We start from the raw sequence: 24,743 nt of genomic DNA on the forward strand, positions 1-24,743 counted from the left end.
GATGGTGGACAGCGGAAATAAAGGCTACGCCTACCTGGGCCTGCGACGCAGGCCCGGGGGGCAGTCGTCGTGTACGTCACACAGAAAATCTGGTTTCGGAGCCCTTCATGGCGGGAAATTGGTCCCTCTTGAGGGTTGTCCGACCGGATGTGGCCGCTGTGCCCGGGATGAACGTCGCATGAACTGCGGGCGCCGCTGGAGCGAGCGCGTCAAGGCGTCGCCGTGCCGCTCCCCGGAAGGGTGACATGGATCCGGCAGCCGCGGGGTGATTCGGCCACCTGTATCCGGCCGCCGTGCAGGTCCACCGCCCAGCGCGCGATGGCGAGCCCCAGCCCCGTACCCCCGTCGCCGCCCGGCTGGGAGCCGCGGTGGAAGCGCTCGAAGACCCGTATCCGGTCCGCCTCCGGGATGCCCGGGCCCTCGTCCAGGACGTCCAGCTCCAGCGACCCCGGCGCCGCCCCGGCCCGCGCCCGTACGGTCACCCGGCCGCCCGGCGGGCTGTGCTTGACGGCGTTGTCGACGAGGTTGGCCACCACCTGGTGCAGCCGCTCCCCGTCGGCGTACGCGACCAGGCCCGGCGGCGAGACGTCCAGGTGCAGCGGGACGTCCGCGCGGGCCCGGGAACGCGAGCCGCCCGAGCCCATGCCCAGGCTCGCGGTCTTCAGCACCGCCGACAGGTACGGCCACACCTCGAACCGCTTGGCGTCCAGCCGCACCGCGCCGCTGTCCAGCCGGGACAGGTCCAGCAGCTGGCTGACCAGCTTGCCGAGCCGCTCGGTCTGCTGGAGGGCCAGCCGCATCGTCTCCGGGTCGGCGGCCGACACGCCGTCCACGACGTTCTCCAGCACCGCGCGCAGCGCCGCGATCGGGGTGCGCAGCTCGTGTGAGACGTTCGCCACCAGCTCCTTGCGGTGCCGGTCGGCGGCGGCGAGGTCGGCGGCCATCCGGTTGAAGGTCTCGGCCAGCTCGCCGACCTCGTCACGGCGCGTCCTGGTGACCCGGCGGCTGTAGTCGCCACCCGCCATGGCGCGCGCGACCGCGGTCATCTCGCGCAGCGGCGCGGTCAGGTTGTCCGCGACGATCTGGGTGATCAGCAGCGAGGCGATGATCGAGAAGATCGTGATGACCCGCAGCCCGGTGGCCGAGTGGATCGCCAGGAACACCAGCCCGGTGGTGATCAGCACCGACACCAGCACCAGCGCCGCGAGCGCGGCCTTGATCGAGCGCAGCGGATCCCAGGGCCGCAGCGCCTCCCACGCCTGCCGCCACCACCGCCCCAGCAGACCGCCCCGCCCGGCGTACGCGGTCCTTCCGCGGCCCGTCACGTTCTCGCCGCGACTCACGCCGACGGCGTCTCCAGCGCGTACCCCACGCCGTGCACGGTACGGATCCGGTCCGCGCCGATCTTCCGGCGTAGCGCCTTGACGTGGCTGTCGACGGTACGGGTGCCGGACGCGTCGGCCCAGTCCCACACCTCGGCGAGCAGCTGCTCGCGCGACAGCACCGCCCTGGGCTGCTGGGCGAGGCACACCAGCAGCTCGAACTCGGTCGGGGTCAGGTGCACGTCCGCGCCCGCGACCCGGACCCGGCGCTGCGCGTGGTCGATCTCCAGGTCGCCGAGCTGGATCGCGGCGCCGCGCGGGCTGTGCGCGGCCGTCGCCGCGCGCTCCATCCGGCGCAGCAGCACATGCACCCGGGCGGCCAGTTCGCGCATCGAGAACGGCTTGGTCATGTAGTCGTCGGCGCCCACCCCGAGGCCGACGAGCATGTCGGTCTCCTCGTCCCGCGCGGTGAGCATCAGCACCGGCACCGGCCGGTCCGCCTGCACCCGGCGGCACACCTCGTGGCCGTCGTAGCCGGGCAGCATCACGTCCAGCACCAGCAGGTCCGGCTGCCAGGAGCGGGCGGCCTCGACCGCCGCCGGGCCGTCGCCCGCGGTGCGCACCTGGAAGCCCTCGGCCTGCAGGCGGGCCGCGATGGCCTGCGTTATCGTCTGGTCGTCCTCGACCACCAGCACCCGGCGCTGTGCGCCGGTCGTCTGCGTGCCGTCCACAATCCGCCCCAATAAATCGTCCTGGCTAACCGGCAGCGTACGGGGCGGGGCGCCGCCGTGACCATCACACCAGCGCTGAGCTAAGCCGCCCGGTGTGCCAGGTGCACGACATCCGGCACCCCGCGGGCCACCGGAATCTCCAGGGTGCGAACCCGTTCGAAACCTGCCGACCGCAGCGTGTCCTCGAACGCGGCCGACGGCTGCGCCGACCACACTGCGAGGACGCCGCCCGGTGTCAGCCGGTTCCGGCATGCGTCGAGGCCGCTGGGACTGTAGAGACTGCCGTTGTTCTCCGTGACTGTCCAGTCCGGCCCGTTGTCGATGTCCAGGCACAGCGCGTCGTAAGGCTCCCCGCCGCCGCGCAGGTGGGCGAGCAGATCGTCCAGGACGAGCACGACCCGCGGGTCGTCGAGGGCCCCCGCCGAGTACGCCGCGAGCGGCCCGTCGCGGTGCCACGCCACGACCGCCGCCTCGCGCTCCACCACCGCGATCCGCCCCCAGTCCGCCTCCGCGGCCCTGGCCAGCGAGAACCCGACCCCGAGCCCGCCGAGCAGCACGCCCGGCGCCTCCCGGGCCCCCAGCGCCTCCCGGGCGGCGTCCACCAGCAGCCGCTCGGAGCGCCCGTCGGAGGTGTCCATCAGGAAGCAGCCGTTCGCGATGATCTCGTACGTCCCCGCGCCGCCGCGGTGCCGCAGCGCCAGCTCCCCGGCGACCCCCTCGCGTCGGTCCAGCACGGTCAGCATGTCGTCGTCCAGCATCCGTCCAGCCTAGGCCGTCACCGCCTCCAGCCCCCGCAGAGGCGCGGGCAGCGCGTCCAGGTGCAGTACGCCCAGCCGCTGGGTGGCGCGGGTCAGGGCGACGTACAGCTCCGCCGCGCCGCGCGGGCCGTCCGCGAGGATGCGCTCGGGCGCGACCACCAGCACCGCGTCGTACTCCAGCCCCTTGGTCCGCGACGGCGGCACCGCGCCCGGCACGTCCGGGGGGCCGATCACCACGCAGGTGCCCTCCCGGCCGGCCTCCGCCCGCACGAACGCCTCGACCGCGCCGGGCAGTTCCGCCGCCGTGACCTGCCGCGCCCACGGCCGCACCCCGCACGCCCGCACCGACTCCGGCGGCCGCACGCCCGGCGCGAACTCGCCCAGCAGCGCGCCCGCGACCGCCATGATCTCGGCCGGCGTGCGGTAGTTCACCGTCAGCGAGCGGTACAGCCACCGCCCCGGCGCGTACGGCTCCAGCACCGACTCCCACGAGGCCGCGCCCGCCGCCGAACGCCGCTGCGCCAGGTCGCCGACCACCGTGAAGGACTTCAGCGGGCAGCGCCGCATCAGCACCCGCCACTCCATCGCCGACAGCTCCTGCGCCTCGTCGACCACCACATGGCGGTAGGTCCACTCCCGGTCCGCGGCCGCGCGCTCGGCCAGATCCCGGGTGTCGACCTCCTCGAACCGCGTCGCCAGACCCTCCGCGTGCACCAGGTCCTGCGCGAGCAGATGGTCCTCGTCGTCCATCAGGTCGTCGCGGCGGTCCACGCCCATGATCTCCAGCACGCCCGCCGCGTACTCCGCCTCCTCCCGGCGGGCCTGCGCCGCCGCCCGCTCGGCGGCCCGCTTTTGCGCCGGGTCCTGCCCCAGCAGATCGACCAGCTCGTCCAGCAGCGGCACGTCCGACACCGTCCAGGCGTCACCCGCGGCCCGAAGCCACGCGGGATCCGCGCCCGCCGCGCGCAGCCGCTCCGCCGACCCGTACAGCTCCGCCAGCACCCGCTCCGGGGTCAGCACCGGCCACAGCGCGTCCAGCTCGGCCATGAACGCGTCGTCGTCCAGCAGCTCCTTGAGCATGTCCGCCCGCAACCGCTCCCACAGCGCGCGGTCCGAGCGGTCCAGCCACGCGTGGCCCGCCTTGCCGACCGCGCGCTCCGACAGCGCCCACGTCACGACCTCCCGGAAGACCTCCCGCGCCTCGTTGTGCGGCCGCCCGCTGTCCCGCGCCTCCTGGCGCGCCCACTCCGCGACCGCCGCGTCCAGCCGCACCGTCACGCCGCCCAGCTCCACCGGCAGCGGCACCTCCGGTACCCGCTGCCGGTCCGCGACCGCCGCCGCCAGCACCTCCAGGGCCCCCAGCGAGCCCTTGGTCACCGCGACGCCCGGCTCCGCCTCCTCCGCGGTCACCGCCAGGCCCGGAACCAGGTCGCCGGTCGTCATGAACACCACGTCCGACTCGCCCAGCGACGGCAGCACCCGCCCGATGTGCGCAAGGAACGCCGGGTTCGGCCCCACCACCAGCACGCCCTGCCGCTCCATCCGCTCGCGCTGCGTGTAGAGCAGGTACGCCACCCGGTGCAGGGCCACCACCGTCTTGCCGGTGCCCGGCCCGCCCTCGATGACCAGCACGCCCGGGTGGTCCACCCGGATGATCCGGTCCTGCTCGGCCTGGATCGTCGCGACGATGTCCCGCATCCCCGCCCCGCGCGGCGCGTTCACCGCCGCGAGCAGTGCCGCGTCCCCGCCGCTCACCCCCTCCGTGCCGCCCAGCGCCTCGTCCGTGAACCCCGTCAGCTCCCGCCCCCGGGCGTGGAACTGGCGCCGCCGCCGCATGCCCTCGGGGCTCGCCGCCGTCGCCGTGTAGAACGCGCGGGCCGCCGGTGCGCGCCAGTCCAGCAGCACGGGCTCATGGCCGTCCCCGTCCTCGAAGAGGCCCAGCCGCCCGATGTACGAGGCCGCCCCTTCCACGTCGTCCAGCCGTCCGAAGCACAGCCCGCTGTCCGCGACGTCCAGCCGCCGCACCTCGCGGGCCAGCCCGCGCACTGCCACATCCCGCTCCACGGCGGTCCCGCCGTGCTCCTTGAGCGCCGCGTCGTGCTCCCCCTTCACCCGCGCGCGCCGCGCGTCCAGCCGCGCGTAGAGCGCCTTGACGTAGCCGCGTTCCTCGTCCAACTCCGCGTCATAACCCTGACGTGCCGTCACGTGCTCCCCGTCCACCTTGCCGAATCCGCCCACGGCGGAGCATTCTGCGACAAGGTTGGGGCCTTGCGGCAAGCCCCCCACTCCGCTATACGTTTATTAACGGCGGGAGTCCCGCCCTGCCCCTCGCGCTGCCGGCTTTCCGCCGCGAGGGTTTCCCGCGCCTGCGGCGCGGGTGTTTCCCACCGCCGCCACCCGTGCGAGTAGGACGAGGACGTCGGCTTTCTGTCCACTCGTGGGCCGTCGGGGGCGACCCGCAGTCCCCGAAAACAGCGCCCCCACCGGCAGGCAGCCGCCGACGAGACCTGGGAGGGGGACGATCCGGGGGTGCCCCCGCAGGAACGCGCTTCCCAGCCCCTAAGCCATTTCGGATGACGGCGAACGCGCATTCCGAGGAGGCACCCCCGGAGTGGCACCCGACCAAGCCCCGACAGGGGGCGCCCGCCGGGCACACCGGGGCCGGGGGCTGCATCCGATGTGCGGCCGGCGCCGCGTGGGCGCGACCAGCCCCCACCAGGAGACGATCGCGCACCCCACCTCATGACGCACCCCGCGGCGCCTTCTCCCCGTGAACCGAGACATACGTGGACGCCAGCCACGGAGCCAGCTCCTCAATGAGGAAGGCCAGGTCCGACGGGGCCTCCGACGGGGAGAGGGCCATCGACGCCGCGCGGTGCATGTCCTCACCCCGCGCGGGGTAATACGCGGCGAACACGGCGGCCTGCTCCCGCAGGGAGCTGGTCCAGCCGCCCCACCGCGGCATCACGAGGGTGAACCCGGTCCGGACGACCCGCCGGGCCGCACCCCGGCACAGCACGCGCCGCTCCGGGCCGGAGGAAGCCGCGGAGAAGCGATCGGCCCACCCGGGAAGGGCGAGCGCAAGATCCCCGTTGGTCTCCCGGGCGAGCAGCCCGTCCGGCCGGTACCGCGGCAGGGAATCCGCGAGGTCCTCCCCGAGCACCGGCGTGCACAGGCACGCCACGAAGAACCCGAGGTCGTACCGCTCCAGCTCGCTCAGCAGCGTCCCGGCATCGAAGAGCAGCAGCCCGACCCCGTCGATGACGGCGAATTCACGGTCGAGCGCACGGGAGAGCGCGTCCCCGGCGGCGCGGTCCGCCGCGGAAGGCGGCTGGTGGAGGACGACCACGAGGTCGAGGTCCGAGATCCCGGTGCGGGCCGTCCCGCGCGGGATGCTCCCGTAGACGTACGCGCTGTGCAGCCGCCCGCCGGGGAAGACCGCGGGGACCCGCGCGCGTACCGAGTCCAGGAGCGGCACGTACTCCGGCTGGACCCGCGCGAGCGAACCCTCGCGCAGGATCGTCCCGTCGGGCCCGAGCCCCCGCGCTCCCGCCGTACGCCGCGCGCCTTCCGAGCCCTCCACACCTTCCATGTCCTCCACGCTAGACCCGGCACGCAACCCGTTTTCCCAGCTCACAGCGTCGTCACTCGCCCGGCGCGGCCGATCGCCCAGAGCGAACACCCGGACGGGAACACCGGAGCCCTCCCGTGCATTGAGTCCCGTGTACTCAACTTGCTTGCCCGAGGAGCGATCATGCCGATTGAGTCTGTTCCTTCCAACCCCGCCGATCCGTCGCTGACTCTGCCGGTCCTCCCTCTGGACGGGGAGGTCGTACTGCCCGGCATGGTCGTGCCGCTCGACCTCACCGACTCCGAGGTCCGCGCCGCCGTGGAGGCGGCGCAGTCCGCGCACCCGGCGGGGGCGGCGGGCAAGCCGCGTGTCCTGCTCGTGCCGCGGATCGACGGCAAGTACGCCGCCGTCGGAACGCTGGGCACCGTGGAGCAGGTCGGGCGGCTGTCCGACGGCGACCCCGGCGCGGTCATCAAGGGCCGCACCCGGGTGCGGATCGGCGCGGGCACGACCGGCCCGGGTGCCGCGCTGTGGGTCGAGGGCAAGGTCATCGAGGAGCCGGTGCCCGCGGAGTCGCCGGGCGCGGTGGCCGAGCTGATGAAGGAGTACAAGGCGCTGGCCACGAGCTGGCTGCGCAAGCGCGGCGCCTGGCAGGTCGTGGACCGCGTCCAGCAGATCGACGACGTGGGCCAGCTCGCCGACAACTCCGGCTACAGCCCCTTCCTGACCGCCGAGCAGCGCGTGGAGCTGCTGGAGACCACCGACCCGGTGGCGCGGCTGAAGCTGGCGGTGCAGCGGCTGCGCGACCACCTGGCCGAGCAGGACGTCGCGGAGACGATCCGCAAGGACGTCCAGGAGGGCATGGAGAAGCAGCAGCGCGAGTTCCTGCTGCGCCAGCAGCTGGAGGCGGTGCGCAAGGAGCTGTCGGAGCTGAACGGCGAGCCGGACGACGAGGCCGGCGACTACCGGGCCCGCGTCGAGGCCGCCGATCTGCCGGACGGCGTCCGGGAGGCGGCGCTGAAGGAGGTCGAGAAGCTGGAGCGGTCCTCCGACGCCTCGCCCGAGGGCAGCTGGATCCGCACCTGGCTGGACACGGTCCTGGAACTGCCGTGGAAGGTCACGACCGAGGACACGTACGACGTCGCGGGCGCGCGGGCGGTGCTGGACGCCGACCACGCGGGGCTGGACGACGTCAAGGAGCGCATCACCGAATACCTCGCGGTGCGCAAGCGCCGGGCCGACCGCGGCCTTGGCGTCGTCGGGGGCGGCCGGACGGAAGGGGCCGCGCGCAGCGCTTCGGGCAAGGGCGGTGGACGACGGGCGGGCGGCGCGGTGCTGGCCCTGGTGGGCCCGCCCGGCGTGGGCAAGACCTCGCTCGGCGAATCCGTCGCCCGCGCGATGGGGCGGAAGTTCGTCCGGGTCGCGCTCGGCGGCGTCCGCGACGAGGCGGAGATCCGCGGCCACCGCCGTACGTACGTGGGCGCGCTGCCCGGGCGGGTCGTACGGGCGATCAAGGAGGCCGGGTCGATGAACCCGGTGGTGCTGCTCGACGAGATCGACAAGGTCGGCTCCGACTACCGCGGCGACCCGGCCGCGGCGCTGCTGGAGGTCCTGGACCCGGCGCAGAACCACACCTTCCGCGACCACTACCTGGAAGTCGAGCTGGACCTGTCCGACGTCGTCTTCCTGGCCACCGCGAACGTCCTGGAGGCCATCCCCGAGCCGCTGCTGGACCGCATGGAGCTGGTGCGGCTGGACGGCTACACCGAGGACGAGAAGGTCGTCATCGCCCGCGACCACCTGCTGCCCCGGCAGCTGGAGCGCGCGGGCCTGGACGCCGACGAGGTGACCCTCGCGGAGGAGAGCCTGCGCAGGATCGCCGGCGAGTACACCCGCGAGGCGGGCGTGCGGAACCTGGAGCGCACGGTCGCGCGCATCCTGCGGAAGATCGCCGCGCGGAACGAGCTGGGCGAGCAGGAGCTGCCGTACACGGTGGGCCCGGACGACCTGCGCGGGCTCATCGGGCGCCCGCACCACGTGCCGGAATCCGCGCAGGACCCGCAGGAGCGGCGGACGGCGGTGCCGGGCGTCGCGACGGGCCTGGCCGTCACGGGCGCGGGCGGCGACGTGCTCTACATCGAGGCGTCGCTCGCCGACCCGGAGACCGGCGGGTCCGGGCTGCAGCTCACCGGGCAGCTGGGCGAGGTCATGAAGGAGTCGGCGCAGATCGCGCTGTCCTTCCTGCGCTCGCACGGCGCCGAGCTGGAGCTGCCGGTCGGCGACCTGAAGGAGCGCGGGGTGCACCTCCACGTCCCCGCGGGCGCGGTGCCCAAGGACGGCCCGAGCGCCGGTGTGACGATGACGACCGCGCTGGCCTCGCTGCTCTCCGGCCGCCGGGTGCGGCCCGACGTGGCCATGACCGGCGAGGTGTCGCTGACCGGGCGTGTGCTGCCGATCGGCGGGGTCAAGCAGAAGCTGCTGGCCGCGCACCGCGCCGGGATCACCACCGTGGTGATCCCCAAGCGCAACGAACCCGACCTGGACGACGTGCCGGCCGAGATCCTGGACGTGCTCGACGTCCACCCGGTCAGCGACGTCCGGCAGGTGCTGGCGCTGGCCCTGGAGGCGGCCGCCGCGGACGTCCGCGGGGTCCCGGTCGCCGCCTGACGGCCCGTCGGAGCGCGTGAACGGCGTGTGGCCCTTTCCCCCGCGCGGGGGAAAGGGCCACACGGCTGCGTGACGGGGCGGGCTCAGCCCTTGGCGTAGGCCTTCACGCGGTCCAGGGTGCCGTTGAACTTGTCCTGGTCGCCGGGGAAGGTGCCGGAGTCGGCCCACTGCCAGAACGTCTGGTAGCCCCAGCCGGTCGGCAGGGTGCCGACGGAGCTGGAGTAGCGGGCGATCCACAGCGCGTTCTTCGCCGCGAAGGCGCTGCTGTTGCCCGTGCAGGTGGTCCACCAGCTGGTGGACGTGTAGATCGTCGGGTAGCGGCCGGTCTTGGCGTGGTATTCGTTCGAGAACGACTGGATCCAGCTCACCATGCCGCTCGCGGACTTGCCGTAGCAGGTGGCGCCGTACGGGTTGTACTCCATGTCCAGCGCGCCGGGCAGCGTCTTGCCGTCCGCCGACCATCCGCCGCCGTGCGCCACGAAGTAGTCGGCCTGCGCCGCGCCGCCCGACAGGTCGGGCAGCGCGAAGTGGTAGGAGCCGCGGACCATGCCGGCGTTGTAGGAGCCGTTGTACTGCTGCGCGAAGTAGGGGTTGGTGTAGGAGGTGCCCTCGGTCGCCTTGACGTACGCGAACTTCGCGCCCTTGGACCACGCGCCCGACCAGTTGACGTCGCCCTGGTAACTGGAGACGTCCATGCCCGGGGTCTGGGTGACCGTGGGGGTGACCACGACCTTGGAGTCGCCGGCGGTGTCGGAACCCTCGTGGATCTTGATCTGCGAGCCCAGCCAGTCCAGGTCCGGGTGGGTCATGTGACCGGAGTCATCCGCGTGGGCCGTCCCGGGGGCGGCGAGAACCAGCGAGAGCATCGTGGCGAGGAGTCCGGTGAACAGGGTGAGCCTGGCCCGGACCGAGCCGTTGCCGTGCATGACGGAGAGATCTCCGTGGGACATGCGTGCCTCCAGATGGGGGACTCGGCATGACCTTGGGATGGCCATGACAGATTGAGACGGAGCGTGGGGTGCTCCGTGCGGAAGGGGATCCTGTGACCGCCGTTGGTCTACTCCTGCGAAATACTTGATGTGCTGCGGAAACAACGGGTGTGAAGACAACTTTCAGGCGTGGAAAGCGGGAATGCTGTGACCGACGCGCGCAATGCGGCAGATGTGACGGGAGGGGACGCGTCGACGGAGGCCCTCGAACGCGAGCTGACCGTGCTCTTCCGGCGGGCCCGCGCGGCCTCGGGCGAGCTGGCCCGGGCCGTCCACCCGGACCTCGAACCCGCGGCCTACGGGCTGCTCGTCCGGCTCCAGGAAGCGGAACCCGAACGGGCCACCGACCTCGCCTCCTACTTCGGCGTCGGCAAGGCGACGATGAGCAGGCAGCTGCGGGCACTTGAGGCCCTGGGGCTCGTCGCCCGCGAGCCCGATCCCGCGGACGGGCGGGCCTACCTCATGAGCCTCACGCCCGAGGGCCGCGCCCGCTTCACCCGCGTCCGCGACGCCCGCCGCGCCGCCTACGTCCGCCAGCTCGCGGCCTGGGCCCCGTCCGACCGCGCGGACCTCGCCCGCCTCCTCCACGCGCTGAACGAGTCCACCGCGGACATCCTCTGACGCATCCCCCGTTCGGGGGGCGCTCCGGGGTGCGACCTGAGCTGATTCGCGCAACCGGCCACCGGCGGAAGGTCCCGTGGCAAAGGGGACCACCCGTCACGGGGGGCTCAGAGCTCCAGCAGAAGCGCCGTCGCGTCGTCGAAGGGCTTGCCCCGCGGGGCGGCGGAGCCGTCGGGGTCCGCGGATTCCGCGGCGCGGACGCGGGCAAGGAGGGATTCGGGGCCGTGCTCGCGGAGGAGGGCGAAGGTCGACGCCCAGTCGTCGAGGTCGAAGACCTCGACCGCGCGCGCGGCCCCGTCGCTGAGCGCGGCCACTGCCCGCACCGCGCCCAATGGCATGCGCCCGCTCACCGCCTTCCCGGCGACGGCCGGATCCGCGGCGGCGGTGTAGAAGCCCCCCGGCAGGTTCCGCAGCGGAGCGACCCGGCGGCCCGCGGCGCGCAGCCGGTCGATCCGGTCGTCGAGGACGGCGGTCACCTTGCCGTCGGCGTCCTCCAGGAGCAGCACGGAGTCCGAGAGGACGAGATGCTCCAGCTCCGCCGCGCTCCACCGCACGGCCACGACGGTGGCTTGCGGCGTCAGAGGGTGAGAAAGGTCACACGTGCCACGGTGGGCGTCCGCCGTCACGCGGATCGCGTCGGACAGACACTCCTCAAGCGTCAGATCGTGCCGTGAAACCGACAGCTCCAGCAGGTGGCCGCCGAGGCGTGCGGTGAACCAGGGGACGGAGTGCACGCAGTTCCCGTTGTCGGGCGGCGGGGTGACCCCGTCCAGCAGCACCAGTGCCCCGCCGTGGCCCCCGGCGGGCATCGCGGCCGCCACGAAATCCTCGTTGGGCGCCCCGGGCGTCCCCGGCGCGGTCGCCGTCTCGATTCGCATGCTCCCCAGTGTGCGCGACGCGCATGTGCCACCCCCGGCAGGGCGCGGGCGGCTGCCCGGCGTGCCCGGCGGGCACACCGCCGTCGGGCCGTCCCCGGGCGGGCGCTGGGCGGGCGGCGGGCGGGCGGCGGGCGGGCGGCGGGCCCGTGCGGGATGCGGCGGTCCGCCCGCGTGCCCGGCAGGCGAACCGCCCCAACGCCCGTGAGGGCAGCGGCGAAGCGGAAGCGGACGCTGCGTCGGACCGGCCCGCGGAGGGAGGGCATCTTGGCAGAGGCGGGGGCCGCCGCGCCAGTACGGCCCCGTGACGGGAGGGACTGGTGGGCAACTCGGGGCACGTGCCGGGTTGTCCCCTGTGACGCCCGTGCGATTCACTCGTTCGGGTGTCCGGAGGAGGGAGGCGTGGCTCCCCTCCTGGCGGGACTGCAAGGGTCGGAACCACCCCTGCATATTCCCTGGGGAATCCCCCGCCGGCGATACGTGATTGCGAGCCCGAAGTGCGTAGACGACGTCAAGTGCGTGAACGGCGGGTCAGGCAGCGGATGCTCGCCGCCCTGCTGGTGTGCGCGGGCACGGTGCTGGCCGCCGCGGCGCCCGGGGTCGCCCTCGGCGTCGGCGACCTGACGTCGGCGCAGGACCGGACGGGCGACGCCCGGCTCGCGCAGCGCACCACCGTGCTGGCGCAGGACCTCGGGGACGAGCGGGACGACCTGGCGGCCCTCGTCGCCGCCGGCAGGCCCGGCAGCGCCGTGCCCGCGCAGGACGGCACCCGCACCGACCGCCAGGTCCAGGACGTGCTCGCCGCGGGCCCCGGCGAGGAGCTGCGGGCCGCGCTCGGCACGCTCCCCGGTGTGCGCCGCGCCGCCCTGGCCGCGCACGGCGGCGGGGCGGGCGTGCAGACGGTCGTGACGGCCTACCAGCCGCTGCTGGACGCCCTCGCACGGCAGGCGGCGGGCCCGGCGGCCGCCGCCCTCACCCGCGCCGCCGACGCCGCCGCCCTCCAGCGCGGGCTGCTCGCGGGCGCCCTCACCGCGGGCGGCGGGCAGCCCGGACTGGTGGCCGCCGCCCAGGCCGCCCGGCTCCAGGAGCGTGCCGGGATCGCCGACTTCCGTGCCACCGCCGACCGCCCGCTGCGCGACCGCTACGACAGCACGGTCACCGGCCCGGACGCCGCGCAGGCCGACTCCGACACCACCGCGCTGCTCGGCTCTGCAGAACTGACCGGCGCGGCAAGGGCGTTGGGCGCGGAGAAGGTCCGCGCCGACCTCACCGCCCGGCTCGCGCTGATCCGCAGCGTCGAGGCCTCCGCGGCCACCGACCGGGCCGCCGCGGCCGCCGCCGACCGCAACCACGCGGTCACCGTGCTGGAGCTGCGGATCGCGCTCGCCGCCGGGTGCCTGGTACTGCTCGCCGGCGTACTCGTCGCGCTCTTCCGCAGCCTGACCCGGCCGCTCGCGGCCCTGCACGTGTGGGCCCGCTCGGACGCGGCGAGCGGGCGCGGCGTGCAGGTCGTCGGGCAGGACGAGTTCGCCGCCGTGGCCCGCCGCGCCAACGCCCTGACGCACGAGGCGCAGGCGCTCCGCGCCCGTACCGCCGACCTCGGCAACGAGCTGACGGCGCAGCGCGGCACCACGCAGAGCACCCGCGGCGCGCTGGCCGGCGCGGTGGCCGAGAAGGACGCCCTGCGCCGGGCCCACGACGAGATGGTCACCCATATCGCGGAACTGGACCGGGAGTTGACGGCAGCGGCGGCGCGGGACGCCGCGCACATGTCCCATGTCAGCCTCTCCCTGCGCACCCTGGGCCTGGTCGAGCGCCAACTGGCCCTCATCGAGAGCATGGAGGACCAGGAGCAGGACCCGGACCGGCTCGGCACGCTCTTCCAGCTCGACCACCTCGCGACCCGCATGCGCCGCAACAGCGAGACCCTGCTCGTGCTCGGCGGCACCGAACACAGCCACGGCGCCACCGCCAGCCCCGTGCCGCTCGTCGACGTGGTGCGCGGCGCGATCTCGGAGATCGAGCGCTACGAGCGGGTCCGCATCCAGGTCCTGCCCGGGGCGCGCGTCGCGGGCCGGGCGGCCGACGACGTGGCCCACCTGATCGCCGAACTCCTCGACAACGCCACCGGGTTCTCCGCGCCGGACACCGAAGTCCTGTTGTCCGGACGGCTGCTGGAGACCGGCGAGGTCGCGGTCGCGGTCGAGGACGCCGGTATCGGCGTGCCCGCCGAGCGCCTCGCCGAGCTCAACGCGCTGCTCGCCGCCCCCGATCCGGCGCCGCCCGGCGCGGTGGCGGGCATGGGCCTGTACGTGGTGTCGCGGCTCGCCCGCAGGCACGGCGTCCAGGTGCGGTTGCACGCGCTGCCGTCCGGCGGCACGCAGGCCGTGGTGCTGCTGCCGGGTCTGATCGTCCCGCCGGTCGGCCCGGACGAGGCGCCCTTCGTGCCGCTGGAGACCGCGGTCACCGGCTTCGGCGGCGACCCGCGCCGCCACCCGTCCCCGGCCCCGCACACCCCCGGACCGCAGCCGTACGCCCCGCAGACCCCGACCCCGAGCGCCCCGGCCCCCAGTACGCCGGCCACCTACGTCCCGGCCCAAGTGTCCTACCCCGAGGGCCCGTTCGGGCTCGACAGGCTGACGTCCCCGTACCCCGCCCGCACGGCACCCGAGGCGCCCGCGCGCCCCGACGCCGTACCCGGGCACCCGACCCCCGCTCACGGCACGTCCCTCCCGGCGCGCCCGGCACCCGCCCCGGCGGCCCCTGCAGCCCCGCAGCCGGCCTCGCCCGAGCACGCGCAGGCCGCCGCCCCCGCGGCGCCCATAACCGGCCCGCACGGGCTTCCGCAGCGCGTGCCGCGCGGTGCGGGCGGTGCGGTACGGCCGGTGGCCGTGCCGCCCCCCGCACCGGTCGACGCGGACCAACTGCGGCGCAGGCTCGCCGGGTTGCAGCGCGGGCTGCAGGCCGGCCGCGCCGACGCCGTACGCGAGGCCGACGCCGTACGCGCAAGCGGCTCGGACCCGTACCAGCCGCAGCACCCGCCGCAGGCGGGGCCGCAGGGGCACACCGACACCGCAGGATCCGTTGAGGAGGCGACCCGTTGAGCGTGGTCGACACGATGACCGGGGCCCTCAGCCATGAGGCCCGCAACTTCCGGTGGCTGCTGCGGAATCTGGTCCAGGAGGTGCACGGCATCCGCTCGGTCGCGGTCGTGTCCTCCGACGGCCTGCTGCTGTGCGGCTCCGAGCCGGACGGCGACGATCCCGGCCCGGACGTCCCGCCGCCCGCGCACCCGGGCCTGGCCGGCAGCGGCCGGATGGACCTGGCCGCGGTGGTGTCCGGGCTCGCCTCCCTCACCGTCGGCGCCGCACAGCTCATGGACGGCGGGCGGGTCCGGCAGACCACCGTCGCGATGTCCGGCGGGGTGCTGGTCGTGATGTCGATCAGCGACGGCTCGCTGCTCGGCGCGCACGCCACCGCGGACTGCGACCTGAGCGTCGTCGCCTACGAGATGGCCCTCTTCGTCGGCCGCGCCGGCCACGTCCTGACGCCCGCGCTGCGCAGCGAGCTGCGCCAGTCGGGCGGCGGGGGCGCCCGCTGATGGCGGCGGCCGACTGGGGGCCGCCCCCGCCCGGTTGCGTCCCGCCGCGGCCGGCGTACGCCCCGCTTCCGTACCGCACACCGCACCTCGCGCGGGCGGACCGTGCCGACCGCAGGTCGCACCGGGTGCGCCCGTACGCTCTGACCGGCCGCCGGGCTCTCGCCGGCAATGCCGGGGGCCCGATGCTCGGCGATCTCGCCGGACAGAGAAGAATTCGCGTGTACGGTACCGGTCACGGGTCCGTACGCCCCGACCGCGCGCTGCTCGAAAGGGTGCTCAGTGGACTACGCAGGCTCTGACCGCCAGAACGGCCTGCACACCTGGCCGGTTGAGCAGGACCGCGCGCCGGTCTCCACCAAGATCGTGGTGGCCGGCGGCTTCGGCGTGGGCAAGACCACCTTCGTGGGCGCGGTGTCGGAGATCACCCCGCTGACCACCGAGGCGGTCATGACGCAGGCCAGCGAGGGACTGGACGACCTGGGCGCCACACCCGACAAGGTCACCACGACCGTCGCCATGGACTTCGGCCGCATCACGCTGGAGGAGGACCTCGTCCTCTACGTCTTCGGCACCCCCGGCCAGCAGCGCTTCTGGTTCATGTGGGACGACCTGGTGCGCGGCGCGATAGGCGCGATCGTGCTCGCCGACACCCGCAGGCTGGCCGACTGCTTCCCGGCGCTCGACTACTTCGACGGCACCGGGCTGCCGTACACCGTCGCCGTCAACCAGTTCGAGGGCACGTACCCCTACACCTCGGAGGACGTGCGCGAGGCGCTCGCGGTGCCGTCGCACATCCCGGTGCAGATCATCGATGCGCGCGAGCGCCGCTCCGTCGTCGACGCGCTGCTCTCCCTCGTCACGCACGCGCTCGCCGACCAGCCGCTGTAGCCACCGGCAGACGGGCCGTCACTTCTGCGACGTGACGGGGTCCTTCACGGACTGCGGGTCCTTGCCGGCGGCCTTCGTCGTGTCCTTCGCCGCCTTCGTGCCCTTCGCCGTCACCGGCGCCTTCACGGCGGGCGCCTTGCGCGGCTTGTAGTGCGCGAGCGGCTGCGCGCCCATGTCCGGGCGGACGGCGCCCAGGACAGGGTTGGCGCCGATCGGCGAGATCTTCACGTACGAGCCGGTGTGCGGCGCCTGCACGACCAGGCCGTTGCCGATGTAGAGGGCCACATGGGTGGCCTTCGGGAAGTAGATGACCAGGTCGCCCGGCCGCAGCAGCGACAGCGGCACGCGCGGCAGCTTCGCCCACTGCTCCTCCGCGGTCCGCGGGATCGGCAGGCCCGCGTGCCCCCAGGCCTGCGAGGTCAGGCCCGAGCAGTCGAAGGAGTCCGGCCCCACCGCGCCCCACACGTACGGCTTGCCGAGCTGTGCGAAGGCGTACGCGATGGCGGCGTCGCCCTTCGCGGAGGGCGCGCGCACGGCCGCGTCCCTGCCGAGCGGCTTGGAGTCCATGAACTCCTGCTGCGCCGTGTCCGCGCCCTTCTCCTCCAGCGCCTCCAGCTCGCTGATCTGGACGCCGCTGAGCCCGGCGAGCAGCGACTCGACCTGCCGCAGGTTCGTCTCGATCTCGGTCTTCTTCGCCGCCTGCGTGTTCTGCGCGGTCTGGGCCGCGTCCAGGGCCTTCTGCGCCTGCGCGTTGAGCCCGGCCAGCCGGTCCTGCTCGGCCGTCAGGTTGTCGACGGCCGCCTGCTGGGTGTCGACCGTGCGCTGCGCGAGGTGCAGGTTGCCGAAGAAGTCCTGCGGGTCCTCGCCGCCCAGCATGGCCATGTACGGCGACAGGCCGCCGGTGCGGTAGAGCTCCCGGGCCAGCAGGCCGACCTGGTCCTTCCCGGCGGCGACCTCGGCGCGGGCGGCGGCGAGCTGCCCGTCCAGCGACCGGGCCTTGGTGCGCTGCCGGTCGGCGGTGATCTTGGCCTGGTTGTACGACTCGGTGGCGGCCTCCGACTGCTGGTAGAGGGTCTGCAGCTGCGTCAGGAGCTGCGGCAGCGAGTCGGGGTCGGCGGTGGCGCCGGGCGTGGGCAGCGAGCCCAGGGTGGCCGTGGGCGGGGTGCTGGGCGCGACCGGGGGAGTGGTGGCGGGCGGCGGTTCGTACGGGCGGGCGGCGGCGGACTGCGCCGCGGGCAGCGACAGCGCCGCCAAGGCGAGCAGTGCGCTGCACACAGCCGCCGAGCGCTGCCAGGACCTGGTGTTGCGTGCCACCGGCATTAACCTGTCCTCCCACATGACGGGCCCTCATGAGCGTGTCATAGGTTGTCATATCTTCGGCCGCCGGAGCGTGTCATTCCGCCCCGGGGAGTCGCCCGGTTCGGCAGGACTGCCTCATCGCTTGCCCCATGTCTTCCACGACCCTGCCCGCGTCTGCGGTTCCGCGCCCGCAGCGACACACCGGGCACCCCTGTAAACGTTCGAACCCCCACTCCCGGCGGCGGACCGCGGGGGTGGGGGTTCGGGGGAGGCGTGGGGGGATGGGGCGTACGGCCCGGTCACCGCCCTCGGGACCGGGCCGTACGCGTCTGGGGGGGCTACCGCGGGGTGATCGCGGGCGTCAGCCGAAGTAGCTGTCGAAGTTCTTGGAGAACTCCGCGTTGTTGAAGCGGTCCCAGTTGATCGACCAGGTCATGAGGCCGCGCAGGGCGGGCCACTGGCCGTGGGTGGCGTAGCTGCCGCAGCTGGTCTTCCTGGTCAGGCAGTCCAGGGCCTGGTCCACCGCGGCGGGCGCGGTGTACCCGTTGCCCGCGGTGGTCGAGGCGGGCAGGCCGATGGCCACCTGGGAGGGCGCGAGGGCCGGGAACATGTTGGCGGTGTTGCCGGCCACCGGGAAGCCGGTGAGCAGCATGTCCGTCATGGCGATGTGGAAGTCCGCGCCGCCCATCGTGTGGTACTGGTTGTCCAGGCCCATGATCGGCCCGGAGTTGTAGTCCTGGACGTGCAGCAGCGTCAGGTCGCCCCGCAGTGCGTAGATCACCGGCAGGTACGCCCCCGCCCGCGGGTCCTGGCCGCCGAACGGGCCCGAGCCGTAGAACTGGTAGCCGAGCTGGACGAAGAAGGTCTCCGGCGCCATCGTCAGCACGAAGCCGCTGCCGTAGCGGGCCTTGAGGGTCTTCAGGGCCGAGATCAGGTTGACGACCACCGGGGTGGTCGGGTTCTTGAAGTCGGTGTCGCCGGTGTTGAGCGACAGCGAGTGGCCCTCGAAGTCGATGTCTATGCCGTCCAGGCCCCACTGGTCGACGATCGCGCTGACGGACGACACGAAGGCGTCCCGGGCGGAGGTCGAGGTGAGCTGGACCTCACCGTTGGCGCCGCCGATCGACAGCAGCACCTTCTTGCCCGCGGCCTGCTTGGCCTTGACGGCCGCCTTGAAGTCCGCGTCCGACTCGACCGAGGGGCACTCGCTGACCGAGCAGCGGTTGAAGTGGATCTGCCCGGAGGTCGGCGAGCTGGTCTCGCCGAAGGCGAGGTCGATGATGTCCCAGCTGTCGGGCACGTCCGCGAGGCGGGTGTAACCCGAGCCGTTGGCGAAGGTCTCGTGCAGGTAGCCGACCAGCGCGTGGGTGGGCAGGCTCCCGCCACCCGGCGGGGTGGTGGGCGGTGTCGTCGGGGGAGTCGTGGGCGGGGTCGTCGGCGGCGTGGTCGGGGGAGTCGTCGGCGGGGTGGTGGGCGGCGTGGTGGTGCCGCCGCCGGGGCCCTGGAGCGAGATGTCGTCCGCGAGGTAGGCGGGCTGCCCGTACCAGCCGTGCACGAAGACGGCGGCGCTGGTCTGGGTGGCCGCGGTCGTGAAGGACACGCTGAGCTGCGTGTAGCCGCCGCCGCTGCCGGGCGTCCAGGTGCTCGTGCCGCCGTCCACGCCGATGTAGACGTAGGAGCCGTTGACCTGCGCGGTCAGCGTGTACGTGGTGTTCGGGGCGACGCTCACGGTCTGCTTGCACTGGCCGGTGGCGGACGCGGAGGGCGTCGCCTTCAGCGCGTACGAGCCGCTGTGCGCCTGCCCGGTGACGGCGGAGGCGCCGGCGTCGCACGTCCAGCCGGTCAGGCTGCCGGACTCGAAGCCGCCGTTGGCCAGGAACTCCCCGGCGCTCGCGGACGGGGCGAGGGCGACCAGGCCGCCGACGGCCAGGGCGCCGGCGAGCGCGGCCGACGCCGCGGCGAGTGGTCTCTTCCTGCTGAGCGTGCTGAGCATGGGGGGATGCTCCTTCGCGGGTGCGGTGCGGGGGAGTGTGCCGTGCGGTCGCCCGTGGGCTTACCGCGCAGCAAACAGGTTTAGACCAATCGTGTCAATGGTCCGGACCAAATCCCCCGCGCTGTCAGCGCCGCCGCGACCAGGGCCACTTGGGGCCCGGGGCCCGCTTGCCCTCCGGGTCGTACCGGAACACCCACGGCGTCCGGTTCTCCCCCTTCACCCCGGGGACCCGGTGGTACACGTACGTCCGCCCCTCCACGGGCACGACGTACTCCTTGGGCGGCTGCCCCGTCATCCCCACGACGACCTCGATGACCCGCCCGTCGAGCGGCCCCCCGGTGAACTCCGTCTCCTCATGCCTCACGCCGCCACCTTCCCACGGGGCCGCACCGCCCCGCGCGAGGCGCCGCCCGAACGTGCATCCGGGCCGCAGGCCCTAAGGTGGGGCGGTGGCTTACCGGAGAATGGACGTCGAGGCCCGCCGCGCGCAGCTGCTGGCCGCGGCCGTCGACCTGTTCGGCCACCGGCGGCCGGAGGACGTCTCGATCGACGACGTCGCCGCCGCCGCGGGCGTGTCCCGCCCGCTGGTCTACCGCTACTTCCCCGGCGGGAAGCAGCAGATCTACGAGGCCGCGGTGCTCGGCGCCGCCGACGAGCTGATCGGGCGCTTCGCCGTCGCCGCCGAAGGCCCGCCGACCGAGCGGCTGTCCGCCGCGCTCGACCGCTACCTGGCGTACGTCGAGGAGCACGCCCCCGCGTACGGCGCCCTGCTGGGCGGCGGCAGCGTCGCCGAGACGAGCCGTACGAGCGCGATCGTCGACGGCGTGCGGCGCCGCGCCGCGGAGCAGGTGCTGCACCACCTCGGCGTCTCGCAGCCGGGCCCGCGGCTGGCGATGATGGTCCGGTCGTGGATCGCCTCGGTCGAGGCGGTGTCCCTGATGTGGATCGACGAGGGCCGCAAGCCGTCGCGCACCGAGCTGCGCGACTGGCTCGTCGACCACTTCACCGGCCTCCTCCTGGTCACCGCGACGACCGACCAGGAAGCGGCCCGCGCGGCCGTCGCCGCACTCCCCCAGGAGACCGGCGAGAGCCCTGCGGGCGTGCTGCTCACCCGCCTGACCACCCTCGCCCCCGCCGCGGCCCACCTCTTCGACAAAGCATGATCACCACAGGGTGGGTTCCCCGTCGGGCCGGGAAACGCCGGTGAGGCCGGGCGGCACGGCGACCGCGGCCAGTTGGTCCCACGTTTCGTAGCCCTTGGCGAGATCGAGCAGCAGCAGCGAGGTGGCGTAGGAGTCGAAGCGGGCGCGGTGCCGCCGGTCGGGGGCCTGGCGGAGGCCGGGCGCGAGGTGCTCGACGAGGCTGTCGAGCGTGTACGACGGCAGCCCCGGCCGGGCGGCGCGGGCCAGGCGGAGGGTGTCGACGACCCCGGCGGGCTCCCAGCCGGGCAGGTGCGCGGACAGCACGCGGTGGTCGACGTGGGCGTTGTGCGCGGCGATCCACACACCGCCGAGCAGCACGCGCACCTGCCCGGCGACCTCGTGCCACGAGGGGCGCGAGGCCAGAACCTCGTCGGTCAGGCCGTGCACGCGGGCAGCGAAGCGCGTGACCGGCCGGGGCGGCCGGATCAGCCACCACCCGGCCGTACCGGTGTCCGGCTCGCCGCCCCGTACGGGCAGCGCGGCGACCTCCACCAGGTCCGGCGGGCTCGCCCCGTTGCCCTCGACGTCGACGACCAGCAGCGGCGGCCAGGTGCCGAAGTCCATGGCGTCGCACCTCCGTTCCCCGCCGGCCACCCGATCGGCGCCCGGCCCTGCCGACGGTAGCGGCGGGGCCTGCTCCGGCCGTGGCGGCGCGAGGGCCGGAACTCCCGGCGGGGGCGCCGGCCCGGTTGTCAGGCGGGGAGCGGCGTCAGGCCCGAGGCCTTCCAGATGCGGCGGCTGGGGCCGCGGATGAGGCCGACTTCGTCGAAGAAGTCCATCAGGCGCTTCGCGGACTGGCGCATCACGTCCTGGCGGTGGGGGCTGGTGCGGGCGGCGGCGACGGCTTCCTTCACGTCGAGGCCCACCTCGGCGTAGACCCGGGGGCTGATGAGGGAGCGGGCTATGACGCGGGCGGCCTGGGCGGAGGTGAGGCGGGTGGCCTCGATCTCCCAGCGCGGGGCGGTGACCATCTGCCGCCGCAGCTCCTCGCGGGCGTAGCGGATGTGCCGCGCCTCCTCCACGACGTGGATGCGGGTGATGCCGCGGGTGAGGGTCTGGACGCGCTCGTCCGGGAAGGTCAGCCGCTGCATCCAGTCCAGGATCTCCTCGGCCAGCAGCGTGCCGGTGAAGGAGCCGGGCGTGGTCGAGACGGTCTTCAGGACGCGCCCGAGCTGCTGGTCGAAGCGGCTCGGCCGGTACGCCGGGGTGCCCAGCTTGGTCACCGCGCGGGCGAACATCTTGGAGTGCCGGCACTCGTCGGCGATCTCGGTGAGCGCGTAGCGGACGTGGCCGCTGGTCGGGTCGAGGTCGTAGGTGTGGCGCAGCAGCAGCTGCATGAGGATCGTCTCGAACCACACGCCGATCGAGCACAGCGACGCGGCCTCGTGCCGGCTCAGCTCCATCCGCTGCTCGTCGGTCATCCGGTGCCACAGCGGGGTGTCGTAGAGCGAGAGCAACTCGGGCGGCCAGAACCAGCGGCCCTCCTCGAAGGGCGCGTCCCAGTCGAGTTCGGTGTCGGGGTCGAAGGAGTGTTTCGCGGACGCCGCGAGCAGGCGTTCCGCGGTCTTCTCGCGGTCGGTCAGTGTGGCGTCCATGCTGAACGGGCCTCCGGTGCACGAGGGTTACCAGCGGTACGGGTCTTATGAGACTCTGTGTCAACAAGCCCGTCAAGACCCCGCGCACGAACCGGCCGGGGTAGCGAGCGAGCCAACGGGCGCGCCGGTGCCGAAAGGGAGAACGCGCGGAGGTCGCGAGGAACGAGCGACCGGGCGCGATCGACCGTCGACACCGGACCTGAGCGCCCGGAGGCGAGAGAGCGGAGAAAAAGGGAGCCGCCCCATGTCGACGCAAGGCCGCTACACCACCGAGCCCGCCGAGTGGTCCTGGGAGGTACCGGCGCAGGGCGCAGCGCGTTTCACCTGGGAGTACGACGACGGCCGCGACCGGCTGCTGGCCCTCTACCAGAAGGGCAAGGACAAGCAGTGGGACGGCATGCGCCGGATCGACTGGGACCTGGAGGTCGACCCGTACGACCCGCTGGGCACCCCCGACGAGGCCATGTCGCTCTACGGCTCGCGCTACTGGGTCGCGATGAACGAGGCCGACCGCGCCCTGCTGCGTCAGCACTACGCCTCCTGGCAGTTCAGCCAGTTCCTGCACGGCGAGCAGGGCGCGATGGTGTGCGCCGCGCGCATCGTGGAGTCGGTGCCCGACCTCGACGCGAAGTTCTACTCCGCGACCCAGACCATGGACGAGGCCCGGCACGCCGAGATCTACGGGCGCTTCCTGCACGAGAAGATCGGCATGCTCTACCCGATCGACGACAACCTCCAGTCGCTGCTCGGCGACACCCTGCGCGACTCCCGCTGGGACATGCCCTACCTGGGCATGCAGGTGCTCATCGAGGGCCTGGCGCTGGCCGCCTTCGGCATGATCCGCGACACCACCGACAAGCCGCTGCCCAAGCAGATCCTCGCGTACGTCATGCAGGACGAGGCCCGGCACGTCGCCTTCGGGCGGATGGCGCTGCGCGACTACTACAAGCAGCTCTCCGACGCCGAACTGCGCGAGCGCGAGGAGTTCGTGATCGAGGGCTGCTACCTGATGCGCAACCGGCTGCGCGGCCTGGAGGTGCTGGAGAACTTCGGCATCCCCGCCGCCGAGGCCGCCGAGCTGACGGAGTCCTCCGACTTCCTGCGGCTCTTTCGCAAGCTGCTCTTCTCGCGGATCGTGCCGTGCGTGAAGGACATCGGCCTGTGGGGCCCGCGACTCCAGCAGGCCTACGTCGACCTCGGCGTCCTGGAACTGGGCGACTCCAGCCTGGACCTGCTCATGACGCAGGACGAGGAGATCGCCGAGCGGATGGACGCCGAGCGCTTCGCCGCGGAGGAGCAGGCCCGGGTGACCGAAGTAACCGAAACCGTCGCCCAGGGGGCCGAAGCGTCGGAGTAGGACCGTACGCTTGTCCGATGACCAATGATGGGCCGATATCGCGGCGTGCCGCCCGCCGGGCCAAGGCACGCCGCCGGCGCCGCAGGAACACGGCAGTCGGCCTGTCGGTGGTGGTCGTCGCCGCGGTGGCGACCGGCTGGGCGGTGCTCGGCCGCGGCGGCAGCCCCGCCGGGGCCGCGGCCACCCCGCGGGCGACGGACACCAAGGCCCCGCCCGCGTCCGCCACGGACACGGTCACGGCGACCAAGGCTGCGCACGAGCCGGCCGGCACGATCACCCTCGCCTTCGCGGGCGACGTCCACTTCACCGAGCGCACCGCGAACCGGCTCGGCGTGGACCCCGCGCTCGGCCCGATGTCGCAGGCGCTGACGGCCGCGGACTTCTCGATGGTCAACCTGGAGACCGCGATCACCACCCGCGGCACCCCGCAGCCGAAGAAGTACCACTTCCGTACCTCGCCCGACGCGCTCGGCGCCCTCCAGCGCTCCGGCATAGACGCCGTGACGATGGCCAACAACCACGCCGTCGACTACGGCCCGCAGGGCCTGACCGACAGCCTCGCCGCCCAGCGCAGCTCGCCGATACCCGTCGTCGGCATCGGTCCCGACGACACCGCCGCCTACCGCCCGTACGTCACCACGGTCAACGGGGTGCGTCTCGCCGTGGTCGCCGCCAGCCAGGTGCAGGACTACACCAACCAGGCGTTCCGTGCCGGGCCGGACCGCCCCGGCATAGCCTCCGCGCTGGACCGCCCCAAGCTGCTGGCCGCCGTGCGGGACGCCAGGAAGCAGGCCGACGTCGTCGTGGTCTACCTGCACTGGGGCACCGAGGGGCAGAGCTGCCCGGGCCCGGAGCAGAAGTCCATCGCCGCCGACCTGTCCGAGGCCGGCGCGACCGCCGTCGTCGGCACGCACGCGCACGTCATGCTCGGTTCCGGCATGCTCGGCCCGACCTATGTCGCCTACGGCTTCGGCAACTTCCTCTGGTACGGCTCCTCGCCCTACCCGCACTCCGACCAGACCGGCGTGACGACCCTCACCGTCACCGGCGGCAAGGTCGCCAAGGCGGTCTTCACCCCGGCCCTGGTCGACGGCAACGGCGTGCCCGAGCCGCAGACCGGCGCCGCGGGCCGCACGATCACCGATCGCTACGAGGGCCTGCGCGGCTGCACGGGCCTCAAGGCCCCGCCGAGCTGAACCGTTTCGTCGCACCATGGAGGGGGAGGGGAGGGGGCGATACGACGATACGTCCGGATCCTGTAACGACCCCTGGGT

At 73.6% G+C, this 24,743-nt stretch carries 21 protein-coding genes; 9 read left to right on the plus strand and 12 right to left on the minus strand.

Features of this window, described 5'->3' with window-relative positions; translation table 11 throughout:
- Nucleotides 1–209: 209 nt before the first annotated feature.
- From IH54_RS0128960 to IH54_RS0128980, 5 genes are all read right to left on the minus strand, one after another.
- Nucleotides 210–1,325 (minus strand): ATP-binding protein, encoded by a 1,116-nt coding sequence (locus tag IH54_RS0128960; protein WP_078862617.1) that lies wholly within the window; start codon nt 1,323–1,325, stop codon nt 210–212.
- Nucleotides 1,326–1,339: 14 nt separating this feature from the next.
- Entirely contained in the window at nt 1,340–2,065 is a 726-nt protein-coding gene (locus IH54_RS0128965) for a response regulator transcription factor (protein ID WP_031522433.1), read from the minus strand.
- Nucleotides 2,066–2,133: 68 nt separating this feature from the next.
- Entirely contained in the window at nt 2,134–2,811 is a 678-nt protein-coding gene (locus IH54_RS0128970; RefSeq protein WP_031522434.1) for a spermidine synthase, read from the minus strand.
- A 9-nt stretch (nt 2,812–2,820) separates the two neighbouring features.
- Nucleotides 2,821–5,016 carry an RNA polymerase recycling motor ATPase HelR gene (gene helR / locus IH54_RS0128975; RefSeq protein WP_234343985.1) on the minus strand — a complete coding sequence of 732 codons (2,196 nt, stop codon included), beginning with the start codon at nt 5,014–5,016 and terminating at the stop codon, nt 2,821–2,823.
- Between the two features lie 535 nt (nt 5,017–5,551).
- The gene (locus IH54_RS0128980; protein ID WP_199923481.1) at nt 5,552–6,403 is read right to left on the minus strand and encodes a nucleotidyltransferase domain-containing protein; all 852 of its coding nucleotides are present in this window, start codon (nt 6,401–6,403) and stop codon (nt 5,552–5,554) included.
- Between the two features lie 162 nt (nt 6,404–6,565).
- On the opposite strand from IH54_RS0128980, the gene lon reads away from it, so the two are divergent.
- A complete protein-coding gene (gene lon, locus IH54_RS0128985; RefSeq protein ID WP_031522439.1) occupies nt 6,566–9,049 on the plus strand; it encodes an endopeptidase La in 2,484 nt (827 codons plus the stop codon).
- 83 nt (nt 9,050–9,132) lie between these two features.
- Here the strand turns inward: lon and IH54_RS0128990 are convergent, their stop codons facing one another.
- Nucleotides 9,133–9,999 (minus strand): lysozyme, encoded by an 867-nt coding sequence (locus IH54_RS0128990; RefSeq protein ID WP_234343987.1) that lies wholly within the window; start codon nt 9,997–9,999, stop codon nt 9,133–9,135.
- A gap of 213 nt (nt 10,000–10,212) precedes the next feature.
- Here IH54_RS0128990 and IH54_RS0128995 point away from each other — a divergent pair, with 213 nt between their 5' ends.
- Nucleotides 10,213–10,659: a MarR family winged helix-turn-helix transcriptional regulator gene (locus IH54_RS0128995; protein WP_234343989.1), complete on the plus strand. Its 447-nt coding sequence runs from the start codon at nt 10,213–10,215 to the stop codon at nt 10,657–10,659.
- Nucleotides 10,660–10,766: 107 nt separating this feature from the next.
- Here IH54_RS0128995 and IH54_RS0129000 read toward each other — a convergent pair whose 3' ends face one another.
- Nucleotides 10,767–11,537, minus strand: coding sequence for a hypothetical protein (locus IH54_RS0129000; protein ID WP_031522445.1), 771 nt, complete (start codon nt 11,535–11,537; stop codon nt 10,767–10,769).
- A gap of 512 nt (nt 11,538–12,049) precedes the next feature.
- Between IH54_RS0129000 and IH54_RS0129005 the strand changes: the two genes are divergently transcribed.
- The 4 genes from IH54_RS0129005 to IH54_RS0129015 are packed head-to-tail and all read left to right on the plus strand — an operon-like array spanning nt 12,050 to nt 16,023.
- Nucleotides 12,050–14,638, plus strand: coding sequence for a nitrate- and nitrite sensing domain-containing protein (locus tag IH54_RS0129005; protein WP_159012124.1), 2,589 nt, complete (start codon nt 12,050–12,052; stop codon nt 14,636–14,638).
- A gap of 14 nt (nt 14,639–14,652) precedes the next feature.
- Nucleotides 14,653–15,135: a roadblock/LC7 domain-containing protein gene (locus IH54_RS0129010; RefSeq protein WP_031522448.1), complete on the plus strand. Its 483-nt coding sequence runs from the start codon at nt 14,653–14,655 to the stop codon at nt 15,133–15,135.
- On the plus strand, nt 15,135–15,434 hold the full coding sequence (locus tag IH54_RS48155; protein ID WP_107060290.1) for a DUF742 domain-containing protein: 300 nt from the start codon (nt 15,135–15,137) through the stop codon (nt 15,432–15,434). Before IH54_RS0129010 ends, IH54_RS48155 begins: the two co-directional genes overlap by 1 nt.
- The gene (locus IH54_RS0129015) at nt 15,415–16,023 is read left to right on the plus strand and encodes an ATP/GTP-binding protein (RefSeq protein WP_031522450.1); all 609 of its coding nucleotides are present in this window, start codon (nt 15,415–15,417) and stop codon (nt 16,021–16,023) included. The genes IH54_RS48155 and IH54_RS0129015 overlap by 20 nt, the downstream gene beginning before the upstream one ends.
- Before the next feature lie 18 nt (nt 16,024–16,041).
- Here IH54_RS0129015 and IH54_RS0129020 read toward each other — a convergent pair whose 3' ends face one another.
- The 3 genes from IH54_RS0129020 to IH54_RS0129030 all read right to left on the minus strand — a co-directional run bounded on the left by IH54_RS0129020 (nt 16,042) and on the right by IH54_RS0129030 (nt 19,679).
- Nucleotides 16,042–17,343 (minus strand): C40 family peptidase, encoded by a 1,302-nt coding sequence (locus tag IH54_RS0129020; RefSeq protein WP_052397986.1) that lies wholly within the window; start codon nt 17,341–17,343, stop codon nt 16,042–16,044.
- A 340-nt stretch (nt 17,344–17,683) separates the two neighbouring features.
- A complete protein-coding gene (locus tag IH54_RS0129025; protein ID WP_031522454.1) occupies nt 17,684–19,315 on the minus strand; it encodes a chitinase in 1,632 nt (543 codons plus the stop codon).
- 124 nt (nt 19,316–19,439) lie between these two features.
- Nucleotides 19,440–19,679, minus strand: coding sequence for a hypothetical protein (locus IH54_RS0129030; RefSeq protein WP_031522456.1), 240 nt, complete (start codon nt 19,677–19,679; stop codon nt 19,440–19,442).
- Between the two features lie 100 nt (nt 19,680–19,779).
- Here IH54_RS0129030 and IH54_RS0129035 point away from each other — a divergent pair, with 100 nt between their 5' ends.
- Entirely contained in the window at nt 19,780–20,478 is a 699-nt protein-coding gene (locus IH54_RS0129035; protein WP_043182593.1) for a TetR/AcrR family transcriptional regulator, read from the plus strand.
- Here the strand turns inward: IH54_RS0129035 and IH54_RS0129040 are convergent, their stop codons facing one another.
- Together IH54_RS0129040 and IH54_RS0129045 are read right to left on the minus strand one after the other, a co-directional pair.
- On the minus strand, nt 20,479–21,081 hold the full coding sequence (locus IH54_RS0129040; protein WP_031522461.1) for a 3'-5' exonuclease: 603 nt from the start codon (nt 21,079–21,081) through the stop codon (nt 20,479–20,481).
- A gap of 128 nt (nt 21,082–21,209) precedes the next feature.
- Complete coding sequence (locus IH54_RS0129045; RefSeq protein WP_031522463.1) at nt 21,210–22,112, minus strand: AurF N-oxygenase family protein; 903 nt, start codon at nt 22,110–22,112, stop codon at nt 21,210–21,212.
- A 244-nt stretch (nt 22,113–22,356) separates the two neighbouring features.
- Here IH54_RS0129045 and IH54_RS0129050 point away from each other — a divergent pair, with 244 nt between their 5' ends.
- A complete protein-coding gene (locus IH54_RS0129050) occupies nt 22,357–23,469 on the plus strand; it encodes a ferritin-like domain-containing protein (RefSeq protein WP_031522465.1) in 1,113 nt (370 codons plus the stop codon).
- Between the two features lie 17 nt (nt 23,470–23,486).
- Entirely contained in the window at nt 23,487–24,665 is a 1,179-nt protein-coding gene (locus tag IH54_RS0129055; RefSeq protein ID WP_078862608.1) for a CapA family protein, read from the plus strand.
- Nucleotides 24,666–24,743 lie beyond the last annotated feature (78 nt).

It is taken from the genome of Streptomyces sp. NRRL F-5123 (assembly GCF_000721495.1).
In the GTDB taxonomy this organism is placed as follows: Bacteria; Actinomycetota; Actinomycetes; order Streptomycetales; family Streptomycetaceae; genus Actinacidiphila.

Coding starts and splice junctions, on each gene's coding strand:
- IH54_RS0129055 (WP_078862608.1), top strand. CDS start 23,487: ATGACCAATGATGGGCCGATATCGCGGCGTGCCGCCCGCCGGGCCAAG.
- IH54_RS0129025 (WP_031522454.1), bottom strand. CDS start 19,315: ATGCTCAGCACGCTCAGCAGGAAGAGACCACTCGCCGCGGCGTCGGCC.
- IH54_RS0128970 (WP_031522434.1), bottom strand. CDS start 2,811: ATGCTGGACGACGACATGCTGACCGTGCTGGACCGACGCGAGGGGGTC.
- IH54_RS48155 (WP_107060290.1), top strand. CDS start 15,135: ATGGCGGCGGCCGACTGGGGGCCGCCCCCGCCCGGTTGCGTCCCGCCG.
- IH54_RS0129045 (WP_031522463.1), bottom strand. CDS start 22,112: ATGGACGCCACACTGACCGACCGCGAGAAGACCGCGGAACGCCTGCTC.
- IH54_RS0128980 (WP_199923481.1), bottom strand. CDS start 6,403: ATGGAAGGTGTGGAGGGCTCGGAAGGCGCGCGGCGTACGGCGGGAGCG.
- IH54_RS0129050 (WP_031522465.1), top strand. CDS start 22,357: ATGTCGACGCAAGGCCGCTACACCACCGAGCCCGCCGAGTGGTCCTGG.
- IH54_RS0129000 (WP_031522445.1), bottom strand. CDS start 11,537: ATGCGAATCGAGACGGCGACCGCGCCGGGGACGCCCGGGGCGCCCAAC.
- IH54_RS0129035 (WP_043182593.1), top strand. CDS start 19,780: ATGGACGTCGAGGCCCGCCGCGCGCAGCTGCTGGCCGCGGCCGTCGAC.
- IH54_RS0129020 (WP_052397986.1), bottom strand. CDS start 17,343: ATGCCGGTGGCACGCAACACCAGGTCCTGGCAGCGCTCGGCGGCTGTG.
- IH54_RS0129040 (WP_031522461.1), bottom strand. CDS start 21,081: ATGGACTTCGGCACCTGGCCGCCGCTGCTGGTCGTCGACGTCGAGGGC.
- IH54_RS0128990 (WP_234343987.1), bottom strand. CDS start 9,999: ATGTCCCACGGAGATCTCTCCGTCATGCACGGCAACGGCTCGGTCCGG.
- lon (WP_031522439.1), top strand. CDS start 6,566: ATGCCGATTGAGTCTGTTCCTTCCAACCCCGCCGATCCGTCGCTGACT.
- IH54_RS0129010 (WP_031522448.1), top strand. CDS start 14,653: ATGACCGGGGCCCTCAGCCATGAGGCCCGCAACTTCCGGTGGCTGCTG.